The sequence below is a fragment of the Hymenobacter glacialis genome, from assembly GCF_001816165.1.
Classification (GTDB): Bacteria; Bacteroidota; Bacteroidia; order Cytophagales; family Hymenobacteraceae; genus Hymenobacter; species Hymenobacter glacialis.
This window is the reverse complement of the sequence record NZ_MDZC01000105.1, coordinates 1-2,055: the sequence shown is the minus strand read 5'-3', so window position 1 is coordinate 2,055 and position 2,055 is coordinate 1. Positions and strand designations below refer to the sequence as shown.

The window sequence follows — 2,055 nt, the reverse complement described above, 5'->3', positions numbered from 1 at the left end:
ACCTGGCCGCCCACCTGGCTGGCCAGCTACTTGCCGAGTAACCTCAAAAAAAGCGCCGACCTATCGGCCGGCGCTTTTTGAGTTTTGGGTAAGGACAAGGCCATAGCCTGGGCTTTTCTTTTTCTGATTGGTTGCAGGTAAGGTATGGTGGGGTAGGGCTGATTTAAATATGGGGCTTAGTAAGGTGGTCGGGTAAACCAGGAGAGAATTGGGTGGTAACTTCCCAATCTCATGGAAAAAGCTCCTCCGACAAAACGGCCGCGCTATGATACGGCCTTACGCGCCGAAGCCCTGCGGCTGGCCAGCGAAAGCCGCTCCACGCTGGCCGCCGCCCGCGCGTTGAATATCGACGCCAAGCGCATTTATGCCTGGCAGAAAGCGGCGCAACCGCCCGTGCCCACCGACCCGGCCGAGGCCGCCGAAGTGCGGGCGCTGCGCGCGGCCAACAAACGGCTGGCGCAGGAACTGGACATTTTAAAAAAAGCCATCGCCATCTTCTCGCATCCTCCAGCCCTGTGAGCATGCTGCAATTCATTGACCAGCAGCGCTGTTTTCTTCCGGTCCAGCAACTTTGCCAAGTACTGGGCGTGGTGCCCAGCCGCTATTACGCTTGGCGGGTGGCGCAAGCAGCCGGGTCCGCAGCAACGAGTGAACCGGCCTGGGAAACGGAAATGGTGGCGGTCTTTGACCACCACCAACGCCGCTACGGCACGCGCCGGCTCCGGGTCGAGTTGCGGGAGAAGGGCCACCGGGTTGGCCGCCAGGCCTTGCGCACGGGGCTGCGCCGGCACGGGCGGCAGGCGTTGCAGCCCAAGTCCTTCGTCCCGCGCACCACCGATTCGACCCACGGACAGCGCTGCGCGCCCAATCTGCTGCTCGACCAGCCGCGCCCGACCCAGGCCAACCGGGTGTGGGTGAGCGATATCACCTGCTTGCCGTTGGCCAGCGGGGCCTGGGCCTACCTGTGCGCGTTTCAAGACCGGTGCACCAAGCACGTGGTCGGCTGGCAAGTACGGGCCGACATGCCCGAAGCATTGGTCACCAGCGCCTTGCAGCGGGCCCTGCTGGCCCAACGGCCCGCCCCCGGCCTTATCGTTCACTCCGACCGGGGCGGCCAATACGTGGGCAACGCCTACAATGCCTTGCTGCGCGGCGCCCGGGCCCAGCTCTCGCACAGCCGGCGCGGCGAGTGCTACGACAACGCCCAAGCCGAAAGCCTGTGGTCCCGGCTCAAAACCGAGGAACTCGAAGCCCGCGACTGGCCCGTTTTTGCCGACCTAGCCGATGCCCAGGCCAGCGTGGCCGACTATTTTGACTACTACAACCACGAGCGTCGCCACTCCAGCATTGCCTATCAGAAGCCATATCAATTTCACCAACAACATCTTAACAACATCACCCAATTCTCTCCTGCTTAACTAGACCACCTCATAGGAAGCAAACCGGGTTAGAGGGGCTGTTGACGAAGTAATTTAAGAAGCAATTTATAGAGGTTCTCGTAGCGATGATTGAAGCGAAATTCGGACTCTTTCAAATGCAGCAAAAAGGTATGCCTGGGCACCCCCTTGAACTGCTGGAGGCGGGCTTTGGCGAAGCTCCAGAAGGACTCGATGCCGTTGATGTGCGAGGCGCCGCCCACGAATTCGTCCTGGCCGTGGCGGACGCGGAAGTGACGGTCAAAGCCCACGTCCACCAGCCCGTCGCAGCCACGCCAGCCGTCGGTGTTCACCATGGCGGCCACGTCTATTTTGCCGCGTATAATGGCCTGCAGCATTTTTCTCGAGCAATCCGGGACAATTTCCGTGTACACCTGCCCGCCGCGTTTGAACAGGCCAAAGACAATGGTCTTGCCGACCGCGCCCCGGCCCCGTTTGCCGCGCACCCGCCGCGGGCCGAAGTAGCTTTCGTCCAGTTCGACCGCCCCTGCCAACTCGGCCGGCACCGGGCTCCAAGCCACTAGAGCCTGTTATGCACTGTTGGAGTGCCTGGCGAGCATAATACACGTAAAGACGACGAAGTGGAGTTGCTGCAAGGTGCTGCTAAGCCGCTCGTAGT

Annotated in this window: 2 protein-coding genes and 1 pseudogene; 2 read left to right on the top strand and 1 reads right to left on the bottom strand. The window is 61.5% G+C overall.

All coding sequences use genetic code 11. The features are described 5' to 3' along the window. The first annotated feature begins 231 nt into the window (after positions 1-231). Both BEN48_RS15545 and BEN48_RS15540 read left to right on the top strand, forming a co-directional pair. A complete protein-coding gene (locus BEN48_RS15545; RefSeq protein ID WP_070735902.1) occupies positions 232-519 on the top strand; it encodes a transposase in 288 nt (95 codons plus the stop codon). 2 nt (positions 520-521) lie between these two features. Continuing rightward, positions 522-1,418, top strand: coding sequence for an IS3 family transposase (locus BEN48_RS15540; protein WP_070735901.1), 897 nt, complete (start codon positions 522-524; stop codon positions 1,416-1,418). A gap of 29 nt (positions 1,419-1,447) precedes the next feature. Here the strand turns inward: BEN48_RS15540 and BEN48_RS15535 are convergent. Beyond that, positions 1,448-1,930 (bottom strand): annotated as a pseudogene (locus BEN48_RS15535) (IS1595 family transposase); the annotation flags it as partial. Between the last annotated feature and the right edge of the window lie 125 nt (positions 1,931-2,055).

Excerpts from the sequence above, each read along its gene's own strand:
- BEN48_RS15545 (WP_070735902.1), top strand. The coding sequence starts at position 232 with ATGGAAAAAGCTCCTCCGACAAAACGGCCGCGCTATGATACGGCCTTA.
- BEN48_RS15540 (WP_070735901.1), top strand. The coding sequence starts at position 522 with ATGCTGCAATTCATTGACCAGCAGCGCTGTTTTCTTCCGGTCCAGCAA.